The organism is Rhizobium sp. SL42, from assembly GCF_021729845.1.
GTDB lineage: Bacteria > Pseudomonadota > Alphaproteobacteria > Rhizobiales > Rhizobiaceae > Allorhizobium.
In genome coordinates this window covers 3,567,452-3,586,714 of the sequence record NZ_CP063397.1, presented here as the reverse complement: position 1 = coordinate 3,586,714, position 19,263 = coordinate 3,567,452, and the positions used below count along the sequence as shown (strand labels likewise).

Annotated in this window: 17 protein-coding genes; 13 read left to right on the top strand and 4 right to left on the bottom strand. The window is 61.9% G+C overall.

The features are described from left to right. Window positions 1–148 precede the first annotated feature (148 nt). Window positions 149–1,492 carry a dicarboxylate/amino acid:cation symporter gene (locus IM739_RS16940; RefSeq protein WP_237368852.1) on the top strand — a complete coding sequence of 448 codons (1,344 nt, stop codon included), beginning with the start codon at window positions 149–151 and terminating at the stop codon, window positions 1,490–1,492. 70 nt (window positions 1,493–1,562) lie between these two features. On the opposite strand, the gene IM739_RS16935 is transcribed toward IM739_RS16940, so the two are convergent. After that, complete coding sequence (locus tag IM739_RS16935) at window positions 1,563–1,871, bottom strand: ribbon-helix-helix domain-containing protein (protein WP_237368851.1); 309 nt, start codon at window positions 1,869–1,871, stop codon at window positions 1,563–1,565. Window positions 1,872–2,091: 220 nt separating this feature from the next. Between IM739_RS16935 and IM739_RS16930 the strand changes: the two genes are divergently transcribed. The 9 genes from IM739_RS16930 to IM739_RS16890 all read left to right on the top strand — a co-directional run bounded on the left by IM739_RS16930 (window position 2,092) and on the right by IM739_RS16890 (window position 10,677). Further along, window positions 2,092–2,487 (top strand): VOC family protein, encoded by a 396-nt coding sequence (locus IM739_RS16930; RefSeq protein ID WP_237368850.1) that lies wholly within the window; start codon window positions 2,092–2,094, stop codon window positions 2,485–2,487. Window positions 2,488–2,622: 135 nt separating this feature from the next. Beyond that, window positions 2,623–3,153, top strand: coding sequence for a gluconate 2-dehydrogenase subunit 3 family protein (locus IM739_RS16925; protein ID WP_237368849.1), 531 nt, complete (start codon window positions 2,623–2,625; stop codon window positions 3,151–3,153). Window positions 3,154–3,278: 125 nt separating this feature from the next. Continuing rightward, complete coding sequence (locus tag IM739_RS16920) at window positions 3,279–4,850, top strand: GMC family oxidoreductase (RefSeq protein ID WP_237368848.1); 1,572 nt, start codon at window positions 3,279–3,281, stop codon at window positions 4,848–4,850. Between the two features lie 138 nt (window positions 4,851–4,988). Beyond that, a complete protein-coding gene (gene ung / locus IM739_RS16915) occupies window positions 4,989–5,681 on the top strand; it encodes a uracil-DNA glycosylase (protein ID WP_237368847.1) in 693 nt (230 codons plus the stop codon). A gap of 150 nt (window positions 5,682–5,831) precedes the next feature. Next, a complete protein-coding gene (locus tag IM739_RS16910) occupies window positions 5,832–7,115 on the top strand; it encodes an NAD(P)/FAD-dependent oxidoreductase (protein ID WP_237368846.1) in 1,284 nt (427 codons plus the stop codon). Between the two features lie 111 nt (window positions 7,116–7,226). Continuing rightward, a complete protein-coding gene (locus tag IM739_RS16905) occupies window positions 7,227–8,654 on the top strand; it encodes an aldehyde dehydrogenase family protein (protein ID WP_237368845.1) in 1,428 nt (475 codons plus the stop codon). 39 nt (window positions 8,655–8,693) lie between these two features. After that, window positions 8,694–9,611 (top strand): DMT family transporter, encoded by a 918-nt coding sequence (locus IM739_RS16900; protein ID WP_237368844.1) that lies wholly within the window; start codon window positions 8,694–8,696, stop codon window positions 9,609–9,611. Window positions 9,612–9,803: 192 nt separating this feature from the next. Continuing rightward, on the top strand, window positions 9,804–10,202 hold the full coding sequence (locus tag IM739_RS16895) for a DUF1236 domain-containing protein (RefSeq protein WP_237368843.1): 399 nt from the start codon (window positions 9,804–9,806) through the stop codon (window positions 10,200–10,202). A gap of 100 nt (window positions 10,203–10,302) precedes the next feature. Beyond that, on the top strand, window positions 10,303–10,677 hold the full coding sequence (locus tag IM739_RS16890; RefSeq protein WP_237368842.1) for a hypothetical protein: 375 nt from the start codon (window positions 10,303–10,305) through the stop codon (window positions 10,675–10,677). 149 nt (window positions 10,678–10,826) lie between these two features. Here the strand turns inward: IM739_RS16890 and IM739_RS16885 are convergent, their stop codons facing one another. Further along, window positions 10,827–11,717, bottom strand: coding sequence for a DMT family transporter (locus tag IM739_RS16885; protein WP_442981146.1), 891 nt, complete (start codon window positions 11,715–11,717; stop codon window positions 10,827–10,829). A gap of 213 nt (window positions 11,718–11,930) precedes the next feature. Between IM739_RS16885 and IM739_RS16880 the strand changes: the two genes are divergently transcribed. Together IM739_RS16880 and IM739_RS16875 are read left to right on the top strand one after the other, a co-directional pair. After that, the gene (locus tag IM739_RS16880) at window positions 11,931–13,229 is read left to right on the top strand and encodes an adenylosuccinate synthase (RefSeq protein WP_237368840.1); all 1,299 of its coding nucleotides are present in this window, start codon (window positions 11,931–11,933) and stop codon (window positions 13,227–13,229) included. A 59-nt stretch (window positions 13,230–13,288) separates the two neighbouring features. Continuing rightward, window positions 13,289–15,682, top strand: a complete 2,394-nt coding sequence (locus IM739_RS16875; RefSeq protein WP_237368839.1) for a hypothetical protein — start codon at window positions 13,289–13,291, stop codon at window positions 15,680–15,682. Between the two features lie 73 nt (window positions 15,683–15,755). On the opposite strand, the gene rpoH is transcribed toward IM739_RS16875, so the two are convergent. After that, window positions 15,756–16,658 (bottom strand): RNA polymerase sigma factor RpoH, encoded by a 903-nt coding sequence (gene rpoH, locus IM739_RS16870; protein ID WP_007606354.1) that lies wholly within the window; start codon window positions 16,656–16,658, stop codon window positions 15,756–15,758. A gap of 175 nt (window positions 16,659–16,833) precedes the next feature. Then, window positions 16,834–18,069 carry an NAD(P)/FAD-dependent oxidoreductase gene (locus IM739_RS16865; protein ID WP_237368838.1) on the bottom strand — a complete coding sequence of 412 codons (1,236 nt, stop codon included), beginning with the start codon at window positions 18,067–18,069 and terminating at the stop codon, window positions 16,834–16,836. Window positions 18,070–18,359: 290 nt separating this feature from the next. Here IM739_RS16865 and IM739_RS16860 point away from each other — a divergent pair, with 290 nt between their 5' ends. After that, window positions 18,360–19,241, top strand: coding sequence for a DMT family transporter (locus tag IM739_RS16860; RefSeq protein WP_237368837.1), 882 nt, complete (start codon window positions 18,360–18,362; stop codon window positions 19,239–19,241). Window positions 19,242–19,263 lie beyond the last annotated feature (22 nt).

Below are 19,263 nucleotides of genomic sequence, written 5' to 3'. Positions count from 1 at the left end.
AATTATATCAGTGGCTTGAGTTTCGCCGTCGCAATTGGCACGCGCCTTGCTGATGAAACGGCAACGGGGTCCGCTCCGTGTTTCACTCACTAGCGCAGTGCCCGGGAGGCCGGAACGAGTTCCGACAGGGGCGACAACGGAGGAAATCATGCATATCGAAACTGTGGGCCATGCGCCCCAGGGCAAGCAGCCCTTCTACAAGCATCTTTATGTCCAGGTTCTGGCCGCCATCGTTGCCGGCATCCTGCTCGGCCATTTCTATCCCGAAATCGGCACGCAGTTGAAGCCGCTCGGCGATGCCTTCATCAAGCTGGTCAAGATGATCATCGCGCCGGTCATTTTCCTGACGGTCGCGACCGGCATTGCCGGCATGTCCGACATGAAGAAGGTCGGCCGCGTGGCCGGCAAGGCAATGCTCTACTTCCTGACCTTCTCGACGCTGGCGCTGGTCGTCGGCCTGGTGGTGGCCAATGTCGTGCAGCCGGGCGCCGGCATGCATATCGATCCGGCGACGCTCGATGCCGCTGCCGTCGCGACCTACACAGAGAAGGCGCATGACTCCACGATCATCGGCTTCCTGATGAACATCATCCCGACGACGATCGTCGGTGCTTTCGCTGATGGCGATATCCTGCAGGTGCTGTTCTTCTCGATCCTGTTCGGCATCTCGCTGGCGCTGGTCGGCGAACGCGGCAAGCCGGTCACCGATTTCCTGCATGCGGTCATTGCCCCGATCTTCAAGCTTGTTGCGATCCTGATGAAGGCTGCCCCGATCGGCGCCTTCGGCGCCATGTCGTTCACCATCGGCAAATACGGCATCGCCTCGGTCACCAATCTCGCCATGCTGATCGGCACCTTCTACCTGACCTCGTTCCTGTTCGTGGTCGTGGTTCTGGGTGCGGTTGCCAAGTATAACGGCTTCTCGATCCTGGCGCTGATCCGCTACATCAAGGAAGAGCTGCTGCTGGTGCTCGGCACCTCGTCTTCGGAAGCCGCCCTTCCAGGCCTGATGAACAAGATGGAAAAGGCCGGCTGCAAGCGCTCGGTCGTCGGCCTGGTCATCCCGACCGGCTATTCCTTCAACCTTGACGGCACCAATATCTACATGACGCTGGCAGCATTGTTCATCGCCCAGGCGACGGACATTCACCTGCCGCTCGGCGACCAGATCCTGCTGCTGGCCGTCGCCATGCTGAGCTCGAAGGGTGCGGCCGGTATCACGGGCGCCGGCTTCATCACGCTGGCCGCCACGCTCTCGGTCGTGCCTTCGGTTCCAGTCGCCGGTATGGCGCTGATCCTCGGCATTGACCGCTTCATGTCGGAATGCCGGGCGCTGACCAACTTCATCGGCAATGCGGTGGCGACTGTTGTCGTCGCCCGCTGGGAAGGCGAGCTGGATGAGAGCCTCTTCCATGCAGCCCTTGGCGGCAAGGTGCTTAAGGAGCCGGCCGTGCGGCCGGTGCTGCAGCCGGAACTGCAGGCTGCCGAATAATATTCGGCGCCGACCCAAGACGGTTTGCCGAAATCAAGGCGCGGTCCGGTTCTCCGGGCCGCGCTTTTTCTTATTCGGCCGCGATGATGTGAAATTGCGGCGGGCTTTCCGGATGCTGCGCCTTGCCCATCAGGTAGATCAGACAGCTCGTGCGCAGCAGCGACGCGAAATTGCTGACCTGGCCGTTGATTTCCAGCGCCTCGTCGTAAAGCGTCGACAGGAAGCGCGATGTCGACAGCGACTGGCCGGCGGCGATTTCATCAATGAGATCCCAGAAGGCCGCTTCGATCTGGATGCTGGTCGAATGACCGCCGATGCGCACCGATCGGTTGACGGCGCGGTAGCGGGCAGGATCCTGTCCGGCAAAAACCTCACACATGCCTATTTCCTCCATCGTTTCTTGTTTTGACGCCCAGTATGCGACCGGCATGCACAGCGGTCAATTTCGATCTTTCTCATAAGTGCTTGTCCGATCGGCGCTGAATTCGGCTCCCGGACCAGCAAAATCGGCCATGCGGTAATGGGCTGCTACCCGTAGCGGGCTTCCCGGTAGCACACTCTGATCATTGCATGATTTGGTGCAGACGCAGGAGTTTGACTTGGCCAAGATGATCCATTCGATGGTGCGCGTGCTCGATGAAGCGCGGTCCGTCGATTTCTACGGAAAGGCTTTCGGGCTTTCGATTGCCGAAAGGCTGGATTTCGACACCTTCACGCTGATCTATCTCAGCAGTGACGAGAGCGAATTCGAGCTGGAGCTGACGGTCAACAAGGGGCGGACGGAACCCTACAATCTGGGCGATGGTTACGGCCACCTTGCCGTTTCGGTCAGCGATCTCGATAGCGAGCATCAGCGGTTTACCGCCCTCGGACTGAACCCCGGAAAAATCGTCGATTTCAATCGGGACGGAGCCCTTCTCGCGCGCTTCTTCTTCGCGACCGATCCCGACGGCTACAAGATCGAGGTCTTGCAGCGGCACGGCCGGTACAAATGACGGCCTTGTCCGGCTGGGTTGGAGGACCGAGCCGGGCACCATTTCGACAAGGGGTCGCGCGGCTATCCGCGCCGCCCAATGCAGGCCGGAGCAACCGGCCTGCCGACAACCACAGGACTTTGGGAGGAGACTGACGTGGTAACAGTGTACGAAAAGACGAAAGGCCTGTCCCGCCGCGAGCTTTTGAAGCGCGGCAGCATCGGCGCGGCGCTGGTGATCAGCGGGACGGCGGTCATCAGCCCGCAGAATGCCTGGGGGCTGGAGACCACGGCGCTGAAGCCGGACAGCATGGCGACGCTGATCCAGCTCGCCCGCGACATCTATCCGCATGACCAGCTTGCCGACCGATTCTACGCGATTGCGGTGAAGGGGCAGGACCAGCGCGCGGCCAAGGAAGACGCCCACAAGACGCTGATCGAAGACGGCATTGCCGATCTCGACAAGCGGGCGGGCGCCGGCGGCTATCGCGGGCTGGGTTGGGAAGACGACCGCGTTGCCATCCTGCGCGATATCGAAACGACACCCTTCTTCCAGGCGATCCGCGGCGATCTTGTGGTCAGCCTCTATAACCAGAAGGAGCTGTGGCCGATCTTCGGCTACGAGGGCGAGTCCTATTCGAAGGGCGGCTATATCGAGCGTGGTTTCAACGACATCGAGTGGCTCTAAGGGCCGCGGATGCGGCGGCAGATAGCATTGCAAGCAGCATCGCCACCCGAGGAGGCCCATCACGCATGGGAAGGGAGTGGCGGCGCAGTCTCGACATGCAGAATTGACATTCCTGGGAGGAAATCATGGCAGCGCCTTACGATCTCAACGACGACACTGTGGTCGTCATCATCGGTTCGGGTGCGGGCGGCGGAACGCTCGGCAACGAACTTGCCCAGAAGGGCATCGACGTCGTCATTCTCGAAGCGGGCGGACGCATCGAACACGAAGACTTCATCAACGACGAATGGGACAGCTTTTCCCAGCTTGCCTGGCTCGACAACCGCACAACCGGCGGCGGCTGGCAGGTGTCGAAGGATTTTCCCAACCTGCCGGCCTGGATCGTCAAGGCCGTCGGCGGAACGACAACGCATTGGGCCGGGGCATCGTTGCGGTTCCAGGAGCACGAGTTCAAGACCCTGACCAACTACGGCAAGGTCGAAGGCGCCAATCTGCTCGACTGGCCCATCACGCTTGCCGAACTGGAGCCGTATTACGCCAAGGCCGAGGACAAGATGGGCGTGACCCGCACCAACGGCATCGAGGGGCTTCCGGGCAACAACAATTTCAAGATCCTGAAAGCCGGCGCCGACAAGCTGGGCTACAAGGAATGTCACACCGGCAACATGGCGATCAATTCGGCCGATCGCGACGACCGGATGAGCTGTCAGCAGACCGGCTTCTGTTTCCAGGGGTGCAAGTGGGGCGCCAAGTGGTCGACGCTCTACACGGAAATCCCCAAGGGCGAGACGACCGGCAAGCTCGAAGTGAGGCCGAACGCGCATGTCGTCAAGATCGAACATGACGCCACCGGCAAGGTGACTGCCGTGGTCTACGCCGACAAGGATGGCAAGCTGCACAGCCAGAAGGCGCGGATCGTCTGTCTCGCCGGCAATTCCATCGAGAGTCCGCGGCTGCTGCTCAATTCGGCGTCGTCGATGTTTCCCGATGGTCTTGCCAATTCGTCCGGCCAGGTCGGCAAGAACTACATGCGCCACACGACCGGCTCGGTCTACGGCGTGTTCGAGAAGCCGGTGCATTTCTACCGCGGCACGACCATGGCCGGCATCGTCCGCGACGAGGCCAAGCATGATCCGTCGCGCGGCTTTGTCGGCGGCTATGAACTGGAGACGCTGGCGCTCGGCATACCGTTCATGGCCGCCTTCCTCGATCCGGGCGGCTGGGGACGTTCCTTTGCCTCGGCGATGGACCAGTATGCCAATATGGCCGGTCTGTGGATCGTCGGCGAGGACATGCCGCAGGAGCAGAACGCGGTGAAACTGCATGGCGAGTTGAAGGACAAATACGGGATGCCGATCCCGGATGTCTGGTTCACCGACCATCCGAACGACGAAGCGATGCGCAACCACGCCTTCAAACAGGGCATGGCGATCTATGAGGCGGTCGGCGCGACGCGTACCTTCCCGACGCCGCCTTACCCCTCCACCCACAATCTGGGTACGAACCGGATGAGCGAGAAAGCGCAGGATGGCGTCGTCAACAAGTTCGGCCGCAGCCACGATATCAAGAACCTGTTCATCTCGGACGGCAGCCAGTTCACCACCGGTGCGGCTGAAAACCCGACATTGACCATCGTATCCCTGGCCATCCGGCAGGCGGAACACATCGCCTCGGAAATGGCAGCTGGCTCGATCTAACCTCCCCCCGTCAAGCCCGGAGGGGCGGCCCGCGCGCTGCCCCTCGATCTCGTCGTTGACGAATCCGGCCCATGCTTGACAGACAGAGCCGGCGTCCTCCAATCAAGGGGGATCGAAATGGCACGGGCAGGATTTTGCATGGCTGAATCGGACGTCACATTGGACGAGAGCTGGAAACGGGTGCTGTCGCCGCAGTTCTCAAGTCCCCACATGCAGGCGTTGAAAGCCTTCCTGCTCAAGGAGCGGGCGCAGGGGAAGAAGATCTTCCCGAAGGGTCCGGAATATTTTCGCGCGCTTGACCTGACGCCTCTTGATCAGGTTCGCGTGGTAATCCTCGGACAAGACCCCTATCACGGTCAAGGCCAGGCGCATGGCTTGTGCTTCAGCGTGCGGCCGGGTGTGCGCATTCCGCCGTCTCTGGTCAACATCTACAAGGAACTGAAGACCGATCTCGACATTCCGCCGGCGCGGCACGGCTTTCTCGAAAGCTGGGCAAGACAAGGCGTTCTGCTGCTCAACAGCGTGCTGACGGTCGAGGAGGCGCGCGCCGCATCGCATCAGGGCAAGGGCTGGGAGCAGTTTACCGATGCGGTCATTCGCGCCGTCAACGACGACTGTGAACATGTCGTCTTCATGCTCTGGGGCGCCTATGCGCAGAAGAAGGCAGCCTTCGTCGACCGCAATCGTCATCTGGTGCTGAAGGCGCCGCATCCGTCGCCCCTCTCGGCCCATAACGGCTTTTTCGGATCGCGACATTTCTCACAGGCGAATGCCTATCTGGCTACGCACGACCGGCAGCCTATCGACTGGCGTTTGCCGGATGAGGCCTAGTCTTTCCCTTACTCGCAGTCTGCGCCGTGCGCTTCTTGCTGTTCCGGCGATGGAACAACAGCGCAGGTGCTATTCGATCATCGTTGATTTTCGTCATTTTCAAGTCCAATTTACGCCTGTTTTCAGCTGTCGATTTTCAGGAAACATTTCATGATAGAGCCGCCGGCCAACCTGTCCGTCTGGCAGAAGCCCGAAGCAATTGCCGGAGATTTCGGGTCGGTCACGACGCAAGCCGTCGATCTTGTCGTTGTCGGCGCCGGTGTCCAGGGGCTTTCTGCGGCGCTTCAGGCGGCGCGGCGCGGACTGTCGGTTCAGGTGATCGAAGCGGCCAGCCTGGGCGAGGGGGCCTCGGGGCTCAACGGCGGGCAGGTGATCCCGGGTATGAAGTTTGATCCAGAAGCACTGGTCGCGATGCTTGGGCCCGAACGGGGCGCCCGGTTGACCGAATTTTCTGCGGGAACGGCCGATGCGGTCTTCAGCCTGATCTCGAACGAGAAACTCGATGTGCCTCATACGCGCACGGGCTGGATACAGGCGGCCCATAGCGAGACGGCGATGGCGGCGGCGGCCCAGCGCCACAGGCAATGGCGGGCCCATGGCGCCGACGTAACTCTGCTCAATCACGCGGAAATCGCCTTGCTGACCGGTGCCAAAGGTTACAGGGGTGGCTGGCTCGACCGAAGGGCCGGCACGATCGATCCGCTTGCCTACGTCTTTGCGCTGGCGCGACTTGCCGTCGCTCAAGGCGTTCGCATTGCCCTCAATACGCGGGTGACCGGCCTGCTTCGAGATGGCGGCGGCTGGCGTGTCGCGACGGAGGGCGGAGGCGAGGTGCGGGCAGCAAAGGTGCTGGTTGCGACCAATGCCTATTCCGACACGCTGGTCGGCGGCCTGGCCCAAAGCCTTGTCTGGCTGCATTCGTTCCAGATTGCGACGGCACCCTTGCCTGCCAGCCTTGCCGATATCATCCTGCCGCATGGGCAGGCAGTGTCCGACAGCCGCCGCATCCTCGTCTATTTCCGCAAGAGCCCGGACAACCGGCTTGTGCTAGGCGGGCGTGGTCCCATGCGGGCGCCGGCAGGTGCGGAGGACTGGCAGCATCAGGAGCGTGCTTTGATACGCCTCTATCCAGTCCTTGCGGGCCATCCGATCGAGCGTCGTTGGTTCGGCCGTGTCGCGATGACCAGCGATTTTCTGCCGCACCTGCATGAACCGGAGCCGGGGCTGCTGATGGTTGCCGGCTGTCAGGGGCGCGGCGTCGGGTTGATGACCGCGCTTGGCGCACCGCTTGCCGACTATATCGCCGATGGTGATCCGAGCCTTTTGCCGCTGCCGATTTCGCCGATCCGTCCGATCCCGCTGCACCGGTTTCGTCGCGTCGGAGTGGCCGCCAGGATCGCGTGGTCGCGTATGCTCGACAGGCTGGAGCGATAGCATTCGTATTCGCATTGGGGATTGCCGTTGCGGCGGACGCGGACCGCTTGCGGAGCGTTGTGGCTTGGACAATAGTGCAGGCCAGCCTGCCATGTCCCCTCCGGAGCACCTATGTCCAATCACTTGAAGTTCTATATCGACGGCGCATGGGTTGGCCCGGTGGTTCCGGCCTTGCTGGACGTGATCGATCCCTCGACCGAGGAGCCATTCACGCAGATTTCCGTCGGCAGCAAGGCCGATGTCGATCGGGCTGTGGCGGCGGCGAAATCGGCCTTTCAGAGCTTTGCGATGACGGAGCGTTCCGAGCGGCTGGCGCTGCTCAAGCGCATTCTGGAGATTTACAACGAACGATACGAGGATATTGCGGCAGCTGTCAGTCGCGAGATGGGCGCGCCGATTGCCTTTGCGCGCGAGAGCCAGGCCTGGGCGGGGCGGGCGCATCTGGAGGCGACGATCGCTGCCTTCGAACGTTTCGAATTTTCCGAAAAGCGCGGCTCGACGATGGTGGTCAAGGAGCCGATCGGCGTCTGCGCGCTGATCACGCCGTGGAACTGGCCGCTCAACCAGATCGTCTGCAAGGTGGCACCGGCAATTGCTGCCGGCTGCACCGTGGTCTTGAAGCCATCGGAAATCGCGCCGATTTCGGGCATCATCTTTGCCGAAGTCATGGAGGCTGCCGGAACGCCGAAGGGCGTGTTCAATATGGTCAACGGCAACGGCCCGGATGTCGGCCAGGTCATGGCTGGGCACCCGGATGTCGACATGGTTTCGTTTACCGGCTCGACGCGGGCCGGAATCATCGTGGCGAAAACCGCAGCCGAAACGGTCAAGCGCGTGGCGCAGGAACTGGGCGGCAAGTCGGCCAATATCATCCTTCCCGATGCCGACCTCGAGACGGCGGTGCGCAAGGGTGTCGAAGGCTGCTTCGGCAATTCCGGCCAGTCCTGCGATGCGCCGACCCGGATGCTGGTGCCGGCAGACCGGCATGACGAGGCGCTGTTGTTTGCCCGCGATGCGGCCGAGGCATTCATTGTCGGCGATCCGCATGCCGAGGATACGGTGCTGGGGCCGGTGGTCAGCGAAATCCAGTTCAACAAGATCCAGCGACTGATCGAAGTGGGCATCGAGGAGGGCGCGCTGCTGGTCACCGGGGGTCCCGGCCGTCCGGAAAACCTCAATCGTGGCTACTATGTTCGCCCGACGATCTTTGGCCATGTCTCGCCCGACATGACGATTGCGCGCGAGGAGATTTTTGGCCCTGTCCTGTCGATCCTGCCCTATGAAACGGAAGAGCAGGCGATCACGATTGCCAATGACACGGTCTATGGCCTTGCTGCCTATATCCAGTCGGGCAATATCGAGCATGCCCGACAGGTTGCTGCCCGGATGCGCGCCGGTTCGGTGTACCTGAACTATCCCGAGTGGGATACGTCAGCGCCATTCGGCGGCTACAAGCAGTCAGGCAACGGGCGGGAATACGCGGACTGGGCTATCCATGATTTCCTGGAGATCAAGGGTATCGTCGGCTGGGATGGCTGAGGTGCCAATGTTGTCCATGCGCTTGTCTGCGCTTTTGCCATGACACTCGATGACCAGCGTCACTACCGCCTCGGCGTTGTGTTCGGGGCGATCTCTGCGCTAGCCTGGTCTTCATCCGGCCTGTTCATTCGCCATATCGGCACCGACCTGATGACCATGCTGTTCTGGCGTGGCCTGTTTTCAGGCACGTGCGTGTTCCTGTTTTTTGTCTATCTGGAACGGGGCCGGGTGCCGGGCATCCTGCGCCGCATGGGCTGGCCCAGCCTGCTGGCCACGATCTTTTCGGCAACCAGCATGATTTCCGGCATAGGCTCGATGTATTACACGTCGATTGCGGATGCGATGGTGATCTATGCGACGGTGCCCTTCGTCACCGCCGCGTTTGCCTTCGTGTTCATCGGGGAACGGCCCAGTCGTTCGACGCTGATTGCCAGCGGCGTGGCCATGGCCGGCGTTCTGGTGATGCTGACCGATGGGCATGGCGGCAACGGCAGCGGCACTGGCAGTGGGAGCGAACTTTTCGGCAAGCTGCTGGCGGCCGTGATGACGCTTTCGGTCGCCGCGATGGCCACCGTCATGCGCAAGCATCGCGAGGTGCCGATGCTGCCCGCGATGGCTGGATCGGCCTGGCTTTGCTCCTTCGTCACGTTCTGGTTTGCCGCGCCGCTGGCTGTCTCGGCGCCAGACCTCCAGTTGATCGTGATCTTTGCCATCGTGCAAAACGCGATGGGCCTGATTTTGTATACCGCCTCTACCCGGCGGCTGCCGGCGGCGGATGCCAGCCTCCTGACGGCGCTCGAAGTGCCGCTGACCCCCTTGTGGGTCTGGCTCGTGCTCAACGAGGTCCCGTCTCCGGCAACGCTGATCGGCGGACCGATCGTGCTGGTGGCGCTGTTTGGCCACATCCTGCACGAAGTTCGACGCAACCGGGTCGTGCCGGTGGTGCCGGCGCCCTGAAATAAGGCGCGGCCCATCGATGCATAAACATCAATTCTGAAGTCAATTTCCATATTCGTCCGGAACAAAATGCGGCAACGCGAAAGTGTTGCTGATTTGCATTCCTATTAAAATCCACGTGTCCGCTTCCGGAACAAATTTGATCACAAGATGTTCTAGCGTCCATGGTAATCAAACGGAAAGGATGAAGCCATGAAGACGAAGATGCTTACTCTTGGTGCTATCGTACTTGGCTCTATTGTGTCGCCTGCTCTCGCGCAGGAAGGTACTATGACCGGCGCTGCCGGTGGCGCCGTAACCGGTGCGATCGTTGGTGGCCCGGTCGGTGCCGCCGTCGGTGGCGTGGTCGGCGCGATCGCCGGCACGGCAATCGATCCGCCGCCGCCGACCGTCGTGACCTATGTCCGCCAGCAGCCGGTTCCCGTTGAGCCCGTCGTCATCGAGCAGAGGGTCGCCGTGGGCCAGCCGCTGCCGCAGCAGGTTGTGCTGACGCCGGTTCCGGAAGATCCGACCTACGCCTATGCCGTTGTCAACAACCAGCGCGTGATCGTTGACCCCGAGACCTATGTGGTCGTCGGCGTGGTGCAATAAGACAGAACGGAACACAAAGTTCCCGACCACGTTTATATCTCTAGCCGAGGCTTGTCGCGCCACTGGCGGGACGGGCCTCGCTTTCCAAGGAGGAATATCCATGCAGGACCAACGTCCAAACGTCACCCCGCCACATGTCACGCAGACAGCGCCGCATGTCACACAGAATGCCGGCATGAGCGGAACGGCAGTTGCCATTGCTGCACTGCTTGTGGCCGTCATTGCGGCCGGGGCTTTCATGCTGTTCGGCGGATCGACCACCGAACGGGAAAGCACGACAATGCCGGCAACGGAAAGTTCGGCACCGGCAGCAACGCCGCCCGCTACACCGGCGCCGCCGGCCGCCAGCACCGAGGCCCCGACGCCTCCGGCCGCCACTGATGCAGCTCCGGCTGCACCTGCTGAACCGGCTCCGGCCCCTGCCGCGCCAGCCCCGGCGCCTAGCGGTGGTGCAGCGGCTCCGACCACGCCGTAACCCAAAAAGAGACGAGCCGGCCGTAATGGCCGGCTCGTCTGATCACTTTTCTTGTTTCGCCTCGCCATCCACTCGCTTTGATGCCACCCGCGTTCAGGGTCGATCAATCAATGTGGCCGAGAGATATCCTGTCCGGAGCAGACCGTTCCTCAGTTCACCTTGGCCGGCTTGCCCCACTCGGCAATTGCAATGCCGCCGAGCACAAGTGCCAGGGCGATGATGTGGAAGGCTTCGAGCGTTTCCCCGAGCAGGCTGATCGACAGGAGCGTGCCGAACACCGGGACGAGATTGATGAACAGTCCTGCGCGGTTCGCGCCGATGCCTTCGACGCCTTTGATGTAGAGGATCTGGGAGATCAAGGATGGGAAGACGGCGCAGTAAAGCACGATCAGCCAGCCGCGCGTGTCGGGCAGGATCATTTCGCCGTTTCCGGCTTCCCAATAGAGGAGCGGCAGGCAGGTGAGGGCGGCAGCAAGGGCTGGTCCTGCCATCAGGCTCTTCCAATGCACGGCCGGCTTCCAGCGCAGGGCGATCGTGTAGACGGCGTAGCTCAGGCCGGCAAACAGCATGATCAGGTCGCCGTAGTTCAGTGACAATGTCAGCAGGGTCATCAGGTTGCCGTGCGAAGCCGTCAAGGCTGCGCCGACAAAGCTGATGAGAAAGCCGAGGATCTGAACCTTGGATACCGGGATTCGGAAGATCAGGAAATTGATGACAAAGATCAATACCGGGATCGCACCCTGCTCGATCGCGCCGTTGACGGCGCTGGTGTATTTCAGCGCCGTATAGAGAAAGCCGTTGAATGCAGCGTAGCCCACTGCACCATAGGCTGCGAGCAGTATCCAGTTGGCCTTGAGTACCGGCCAGTCCTTGCGGATCTGTGGAACAGAGATTGCGATGATCAGGCCTGCGGCGATAGCCCATCGGCCGAAGCTCAGGACCATCGGGCTGACATGGCCGAGTGCCAGCTTGCCGGCGACCGTATTGCCACCCCATAGCAGGGTGGTGATGACCAGATAGGCATAACAGCGAATGGACAGAGGCATCACAATTCCCGGCATGAACCGCGCCCTTGCGAAGCAGCCTGCTCAGCTGTTCAAGCGCGAATGGTGTCGGAAATAGGGGAGGGCTGCCTCTTTGTCACGCAAAAAGCCAAATCAACCGTCAATACGGGTCGATTTCCGAAAAACAACACAGTATAGATGCGCGGGTTTGGGTAAAGCGCAGCGTTGCGCGATAGACAGGATTACGAAATGACGAATGTCGTGGTGATTGGTTCGCAATGGGGTGACGAGGGCAAGGGCAAGATCGTTGACTGGCTCTCGGAGCGCGCCGATATCGTCGTGCGCTTCCAGGGCGGACACAATGCCGGCCATACGCTCGTCATCGACGGCGTCTCCTACAAGCTGTCGCTCCTGCCGTCGGGCGTCGTGCGTCCGGGCAAGAAGGCGGTGATCGGCAATGGCGTGGTCGTTGACCCGCATGCGCTGATCGCCGAAATCGGCCGCCTGAAGGACCAGGGCGTCGAAGTGACCCCGGACAACCTGCGAATCGCCGAAAATGCCACGCTGATTCTGTCGCTGCACCGCGAACTGGATGGCATGCGCGAGGACGCCGCCTCCAACAGCGGCACCAAGATCGGCACCACCCGCCGCGGCATCGGCCCGGCCTATGAAGACAAGGTCGGTCGTCGCGCCATCCGCGTGATGGATCTCGCCGATCTCGATGCGCTGGAAGGCAAGGTCGAGCGCATCCTGACCCATCACAACGCCCTTCGTCGCGGTTTCGGCGCGGTCGAAGTCGAGCACAAGACGATCATGGAAGAGCTGACCTCGATCGCCGATCGCGTTCTGCCGTTCATGGATAGTGTCTGGGTTCTGCTCGACAAGGAGCGCCGCAAGGGCTCGCGCATCCTGTTCGAGGGCGCGCAGGGCTCGCTGCTCGACATCGACCACGGCACTTATCCGTTTGTTACCTCATCGAACACGGTTGCCGGCCAGGCTGCTGCTGGTTCCGGTATGGGCCCGGGTTCGCTCGGTTACATCCTCGGCATCACCAAGGCCTACACGACCCGCGTCGGCGAAGGCCCGTTCCCGACCGAACTGACCGACGAGATCGGGCAGTTCCTCGGCGAAAAGGGGCATGAGTTCGGCACCGTCACCGGTCGCAAGCGTCGCTGCGGCTGGTTTGACGCAGCACTGGTGCGCCAGTCGGTTGCCACCAATGGAATCACCGGCATCGCGTTGACGAAACTGGACGTTCTCGACGGTCTCGAAGAGCTGAAGATCTGCGTCGGCTACAAGCTCGACGGCCAGGAAATCGACTATCTTCCGGCAGCCCAGGCGGCCCAGGCGCGGGTCGAACCGATCTACATCACCCTTGAAGGCTGGAAGGAATCGACCGTCGGCGCCCGCAAATGGGCGGATTTGCCGGCTCAGGCGATCAAGTATGTCCGTCAGGTGGAGGAGCTGATCGGTGCGCCGGTTGCTTTGCTGTCGACCAGCCCAGAACGCGACGACACCATACTTGTGACAGACCCTTTCGAGGATTAATAAGATTCTGTTAGTGTTTTGCTGGTCCACCCCGGATCGGCGATCAAGAGAAAGTGCTGATGGCTGACTTTATCGCAGTGATTCGACGGGCCGTGGACGGCCTGTCGAACAATACTCCGGAGATGCGCGCGAAGGTCTATGAGAAGGCCCGTGCAGCCGTGGTCCGGCAGCTCGAGAACATGTCGCCGCGTCCCCCGGAACAGATGCTGCAACGCCAGCTCTCCAAGCTGGACGCAGCGATTCTCGAGGTGGAAGCAGAGCATGCCGAGGCCTTGCCTGCGGCGGATGAGGCCGTGGCCGATGAGCCTGCGGCTGATCCGGTTGCGGAAACTGCCGCCGTCGCCGAACAGCCTGCTTGGCGCGAGGAAGAAGCTGAGGCGGAAGCCCCTGCCGAGACCGAGGCTGCCACAGCGTATCACGAGCCACGGGCTGTGGCGGATGAGGCATCGTGGGCAGAGCCGACAGCTCCTGCTGCCAGCGGCGACGATTGGGCCGATGCGCATATGGCGGATGAGCGGCCTGTGGAGCCCGCTGAAGCTCAAGTGTTCGAACCGGTTGCCGAGCCGGTCGAGGCTGATGAGCGGGAGCCGTATGTCGCGCCCCAGGTCTGGGAAGAGCCGGCCTATGCCGCCGCTGACGAACCGCATGCCGAAATCGTCGAGACGCCGGAATACTATGCTCCGACTGTTGACGACGAGCCATTTGCCTCCGAGCCGGAACAGGAGCAGGCTCCTGAGCCCGAGCATCGTTACGAGACGGCTGACGTCGCAGCGCCTGAAGCGCCCGCAGTTGTGGCCGATGAGCCACGCGAATGGCGCCCGGCCGACGAGTCGGCCTCGCTGATCTGGGACGAGGAAAGCCACCAGGCGCCTGCAACGGCAACTTACGCCAATGATGCCGAGGTTGCGCGTGCGCCGGTGGCCGATGCTGTCGATGACTGGCTTGCCGATCGCAATCCGGCATCGGCCCAACCGGCCATCCCCACAGCCAGCTGGGATCTTCCTGAGATCGGTGCGGAACGCCCGGCATTCGATCCGCATGAACTTCCCGAAGTCACGGCAGAGCCGTCGGCGATTTCGTTCACACCGGCCAGCGGCTTTCCTGCCTATGATCCGGAAAGAACCGAAACCACTGCGGTGGCCGGCGATCCGCATGACATCCTGCTTGGCGAGGCTGCCTATGCATCCGAGACCTCCACTGGCCATCCGGCTAAGGTGGAGAGCGAAGATTTCAGCCAGTGGTTCAATGACACGGCAGGTGACCTGAGCAAGGTCCCGCCGACGTCGGTCGAGGCTGCTGCCGTCTTGCCTGCAGGCGGCGAATGGGACGACCAGCTGTCGACATTCTCGACGCATGCCGAAGGGGAAGCGGTCGAGCCTTCGGGCGAACCGGATGCCTATGGCGCCTACCGGCTCGAGCCGAAGAAGCCACGCAATTTCGCGCCCCTGATCTTTGGCGTACTCGGCGCCGTTCTCGTGGTTGGCGGAGGCTTTGCTGCCTGGACCTATCGCGGCGAGATGGGCGAGATGGTCTCCAGTCTGACCGGCTCTTCCGCATCGACCACGGACACCGCGACGACAACACCCGTCGCCAGCGATCCGGCGACGACGACGCCTGCTGCAACGACCGAGCAGCCGGCGGCAACGCCAGCGCCTGCCGCTACGACCGAAGACGGAGCCGTAAGCGGCCAGAAGTTCACCCAGAGGCTGCTGGCCGACGGGACGGAGACGGATGCCGGCGCAGGTGCAACCGTTGCCGCCGATGCTCCCGCTGAAGGACGCTCGGTGTCCGCGCAGACGCTTGCCTCGACCGTGGAGCCGGGTGATGCTCCGCCATCGACTGCGCCCGCGCCGACGCAGAACCCGCCGGCAGCCGGCAGCACGGCTGCGGCCTTGTCCGGCGACAAGGCTTTCCTCTACGAGGAGAAGCTCGGCCAGACGACACCGGTTGCCGTGCCCGGAACCATCACATGGTCTGCGGTGCGTGAAACCGGCGAAGACGGCAAACCCAATCCTCAGATCCAGGGCCGGATCAATGTGCCGGAACGCGGCATGTCGGCACTGGTGACGATCAAGCGCAATGCCGACAGTTCGCTGCCGGCAAGCCATATCATCGAGGTTGTCTTCTCGGTGCCGCCGGATTTCGAAGGCGGCGCGATCGAGAACCTCCAGCGCATCGCGATGAAGCGGACCGAGCAGGATCGCGGCGATCCGCTGGTTGCGGTTTCGGCCAAGGTCACCGACGACACCTATCTGGTGGCGCTGAACGATTTCGAGGATGTGGTGAAGCGCAATCTCGATCTGCTCGCGACCCGCGGCTGGATCGACATTCCTGTCATCTATCGCAATGGACGACGGGCGCTGCTAACCCTCGACAAGGGCACGGATGGCGCTGCGGTGTTTACCCAGGTGATGAAGGAATGGGCGGCGCTTGCGGCCCCTGCCGGCAACTAAGAAACCTGATGTTCAGGCATGAAAAAACCGGGTGTTGCGACACACCCGGTTTTTTGTTGCCGATTGTTCGGCCTCAGGCTTCGACGACGCGCAGGGCCTTGGCACGTTCCAGCGCATCCTTCTGAACGGCTTCCTGCACCTTTTCAAAGGCCCGGACCTCGATCTGGCGGACGCGTTCGCGGCTGATGTCGAATTCCGACGACAGCTCTTCGAGCGTGACCGGATCTTCAGCCAGGCGACGGGCTTCGAAGATGCGGCGTTCACGTTCGTTGAGAACGCTCATCGCCCGCGCCAGCATGCGGCGGCGGGTTTCGAGCTCGTCCTGTTCTATCAGGACGGCTTCCTGGCTTTCGTGGTCGTCGACGAGCCAATCCTGCCACTGGCCGCTCTCGCCTTCGCTTGCCCGCAAGGGTGCGTTCAGCGATGCGTCGCCCGACAGGCGGCGGTTCATCGAAATGACCTCTTCCTCGGAGACCTTCAGCTTGGTGGCGATTTCCGTCACCTGGTCCGGCTTCAGGTCGCCTTCCTCGATCGCCTGGATCTTGCCCTTGAGGCGACGCAGGTTGAAGAACAGGCGCTTCTGGTTGGCAGTCGTGCCCATCTTGACCAGCGACCACGAGCGCAGGATGTATTCCTGGATCGAGGCCTTGATCCACCACATGGCATAGGTGGCCAGACGGAAGCCCCGTTCCGGATCGAATTTCTTCACGGCCTGCATCAGGCCGACATTGCCTTCAGACACGACTTCGCCAATTGGCAGTCCATAGCCGCGATAACCCATTGCAATTTTCGCCACGAGGCGAAGATGGCTGGTCACCATGCGGTGTGCGGCGTCGCGGTCGCCATGCTCAGCGTAACGCTTCGCGAGCATGTACTCTTCCTGCGGCTCCAGCATCGGGAATTTGCGGATTTCATCCAAATAACGATTGAGACCGGCTTCGCCGGCAGTAATGCTAGGCAGACTATTGCGGGCCATAAAGCACCCCCTTCTTGCGCTGGGCTCCCAATAACGGCGAACCCCATCTCCGTGGATCTGTCTCTTCCCCACAGAAATCCAGCTAACAAATAAGTATGGCAAAACCGCGTTTCAAGCGGTTTGTTCCATCACGAGGCCGTGACGAATTTTCACGGTTCTGCAAAGAACCCGGACGTCAGTCCGGATAGCGGAACAGGTCCTCGTCCGGATCTTTTTTGCCGCCAATCCGGTTGGCCAGCATCTCCGCCGCAATCGTGGAGAAGGTGATGCCGTTGCCGCCGAAGCCCATGACGGCGTGAACATGCTCGGTGCCGGGCAGGCGATCGATGATCGGCAGGCCCGTCGTCGTGGTGCCGAAGGGGGCGGACCAGCCGTAAGCAGGCTTGCCGATGTCGATGCCGACCATGTCGCGCAGTTTTTCCGCGATACGGGCGAATTTCTGCTTCGCCTTGGCCGGATCCTGGTGGGCGAGGGGGTCGATCTCATCCTCACCGCCGGCAATGATGCGACCATCCGGGGTCGAGCGGAAGTATAGGTAGGGATCCGACCCTTCCCAGACGAGAAAGTCCTTCAGCCATCCGGGGCGCGGCGTATTGGGTTGCGAGGCGATGGCCCAGGTCGAGATGACCTGGTGCGACTTGCTTTCCAGTCGGGTCAGGTATTCGTATCCCGTGCAGGCAATCAGGTCAGCCGTGGTCAGCAGCTGGCCCTCGCTGGTGGCGACGACCACACCATCGCGCGTTTCCCTGTAGTCGGCGATTGTCAGCGGCGACACGATCTCGACACCTCGGCTGACCGCGACCTGCAGCAGGCCGGCGGTCAACTGCGCCGGATTGGCGGATGCCGAACAACTGGAAACGATGGCGGCCGTTCGCTCGATGCCGAAGCGTTCCGCAAGAGCGCCGCCGTTCAGGTAGTCTGCATCGAGACCGATGGCGCTGCGCATTTCTGCTTCCTTCCGGAGTGCACGCGAGCCATAGGTGTCGCCTGATACATAGAGGGTCTTGCGTGCCTCGAAGCTGCAGTCCAGCCCCAATTCATCGACCAGATCGGACAGGCGGGCCACCGACGCGGCAGAGCGCTGCCAGGCACGGGCGGCTTTCTTGTCGCCAATCATCTGCGACAGTTCGGCCAATGGCGTGTCGATCTCGTGCTGGATCATGGCGGTGCTTGCCATTGTGCTGCCGCGGACGGGCTCGCGTCGGTCGACAATCAGGATTCGCAGCTTGCGTCGCGACAGCGCCTCGGCCATCAAGGCGCCGCTGATGCCGGCTCCGATGATGATCGCATCATAGTCCTTGTCGCTCACCTTGCCGGCTGCATCGACGGATATGTTGGGTGTGGCGCTCCAGAACGGTCTGGCACTGCGCAAATCGCGTGATCTGTTGATCTTCCTACCACGGTCACTCATGCGGACTCCCTAGCCGAGGTGCCAAGAGGGCTGCCTCGTTCCACACCGACAACGCCGCTGAGGCGTTCGTGTTTCGTCGCATTGCGATATTTACTCCGAACCAGCCTGATTTCCCTCGTTGCCGAAATATTGCACCGGAAATTTGGGCAGAAGCATACCAGGCACCCTGATCAGCGTTACGGGCGATCGATCTTTTCGAGCATCGGCAAGGACGTGGTGTGCTATTGCCAGGCTGATGTCAGTAGGGATCTGCTATAGGATACACACTCATCGAATCCCGGAGGTCGTGTGTGAGATTGTCTTCCTATGTGCAGGGGCTGGCTGCTGTGACGATCGCGACGGTTGCGTTGAGCACGGCGGGTCTGATGACGCGTCTTGTCGCGATCGACGGGCCCACGCTTCTGTTCCTGCGCGGCGCGATCGCCAGCGTTTTTCTGCTGGCCTGCCTGTTGGTCACGGCCAGGGGGCGGGTTGTCGCCGATTTCACCCGGCTTGGCTGGCCGGGCCTGGTGATCTGCGCGACGTCGGCTGCCTGCGCCGTCCTGTTCATCGGCGCGCTCTACACGACATCGGTGGCACATGTCGCGATCATCTTTGCGACCTGCCCTTTCGTGGCGGCTGGTCTCGCCTTCATGGTTCTGGGGGAGCGTCCGAGCCGTTCCGCACTTGTCGCCAGCGTGGTTGCGCTGATCGGCGTGCTTGTGATGATAGGCAGTGGCGAAGAGGGGACATTGGCCGGCGATGCGCTCGCATTCGCCATGACGTTCATGGTGGCCTTGTGGACGGTGCTCGTCCGGCGCTATCCCGACAAGCCGGCATTGCCGTGCACGGTCGTTTCCTGCCTGATGAGCGCGGCGATCGCGTTGCCACTGGCAAGCCCGCTTGCCGTGTCGTCGCATGACCTGCTGGTCGTACTTGTCTTCGGGGTGCTTGCCTTCTCGCTCGGTTTCCTGCTCCTCACCATCGGGTCGCGTTACCTGCCGCCGGTGGAATCGGCGCTGATCGGAGCGCTGGATGCGCCGCTTGCGCCGTTGTGGGTCTGGCTGTTCATCGGCGACACGCCAGCCAATACGACGCTTCTCGGCGGCACGATCGTGCTGGCGGCGGTCTGCGTTCACATCCTGGCGGCCCGATGGGTTGCGGCAGGCTCCGTGGTTCCCGCCGACAGCTGATCGGCTCTGCGGCTGGACTGGG

What these genes read in the sequence shown, in the direction of transcription:
- IM739_RS16875 (WP_237368839.1), top strand. Translation starts at nt 13,289, where the DNA reads ATGGCTGACTTTATCGCAGTGATTCGACGGGCCGTGGACGGCCTGTCG.
- IM739_RS16905 (WP_237368845.1), top strand. Translation starts at nt 7,227, where the DNA reads ATGTCCAATCACTTGAAGTTCTATATCGACGGCGCATGGGTTGGCCCG.
- IM739_RS16920 (WP_237368848.1), top strand. Translation starts at nt 3,279, where the DNA reads ATGGCAGCGCCTTACGATCTCAACGACGACACTGTGGTCGTCATCATC.
- IM739_RS16935 (WP_237368851.1), bottom strand. Translation starts at nt 1,871, where the DNA reads ATGTGTGAGGTTTTTGCCGGACAGGATCCTGCCCGCTACCGCGCCGTC.
- IM739_RS16895 (WP_237368843.1), top strand. Translation starts at nt 9,804, where the DNA reads ATGAAGACGAAGATGCTTACTCTTGGTGCTATCGTACTTGGCTCTATT.
- IM739_RS16890 (WP_237368842.1), top strand. Translation starts at nt 10,303, where the DNA reads ATGCAGGACCAACGTCCAAACGTCACCCCGCCACATGTCACGCAGACA.
- IM739_RS16900 (WP_237368844.1), top strand. Translation starts at nt 8,694, where the DNA reads ATGACACTCGATGACCAGCGTCACTACCGCCTCGGCGTTGTGTTCGGG.
- ung (WP_237368847.1), top strand. Translation starts at nt 4,989, where the DNA reads ATGGCTGAATCGGACGTCACATTGGACGAGAGCTGGAAACGGGTGCTG.
- rpoH (WP_007606354.1), bottom strand. Translation starts at nt 16,658, where the DNA reads ATGGCCCGCAATAGTCTGCCTAGCATTACTGCCGGCGAAGCCGGTCTC.
- IM739_RS16940 (WP_237368852.1), top strand. Translation starts at nt 149, where the DNA reads ATGCATATCGAAACTGTGGGCCATGCGCCCCAGGGCAAGCAGCCCTTC.
- IM739_RS16880 (WP_237368840.1), top strand. Translation starts at nt 11,931, where the DNA reads ATGACGAATGTCGTGGTGATTGGTTCGCAATGGGGTGACGAGGGCAAG.
- IM739_RS16865 (WP_237368838.1), bottom strand. Translation starts at nt 18,069, where the DNA reads ATGAGTGACCGTGGTAGGAAGATCAACAGATCACGCGATTTGCGCAGT.
- IM739_RS16910 (WP_237368846.1), top strand. Translation starts at nt 5,832, where the DNA reads ATGATAGAGCCGCCGGCCAACCTGTCCGTCTGGCAGAAGCCCGAAGCA.